Annotated in this window: 1 protein-coding gene; it reads left to right on the top strand. The window is 68.4% G+C overall.

The window, feature by feature from the left end:
- Positions 1-570: MMPL family transporter (locus SM447_RS29660; protein ID WP_474576167.1), on the top strand; the 570-nt coding region annotated here is incomplete at both ends.

The raw sequence follows: 570 nt of genomic DNA, 5'->3' as shown, positions 1-570 counted from the left end.
CACGCTCGGCGGCATCCCGGGCGTGGAGTACGCGGTCGGCGGCGGGGTGGCCGCCAGCGAGGACTACGCGAAGCACGTCCGCGAGAAGCTGCCGATCGTCATGGGGTTCGTGCTGGCGCTCACCTTCCTGGTGATGACGTTCACGTTCCGCTCGGTGGTGGTGGCCGTCAGCTCGATCGTGCTGAACCTGCTCTCGGCCGGCGCCGCGTACGGCCTGCTGGTGCTGGTCTTCCAGGGCGGCTGGGCGGACGACCTGCTCGGCTTCACCTCGATGGGGGCGATCGTCTCCTGGCTGCCGCTCTTCCTCTTCGTGGTCCTGTTCGGCCTGTCGATGGACTACCACGTGTTCGTGGTGAGCCGGATCCGCGAGGCGATCCGTGGCGGCATGTCCAACCGCGACGCGGTGGCGCACGGCATCACGTCCTCGGCGGGGGTGGTGAGCAGCGCGGCGATCGTGATGGTCGGCGTCTTCTCGATCTTCGCGACGCTGAGCACCATCGACATGAAGCAGCTCGGCATCGGCCTCGCGGCGGCGATCCTGCTGGACGCCACGATCATCCGTGCGGTGGT

The organism is Micromonospora aridisoli, assembly GCF_056150025.1.
This window is presented reverse-complemented; position numbering and strand designations above follow the sequence as displayed.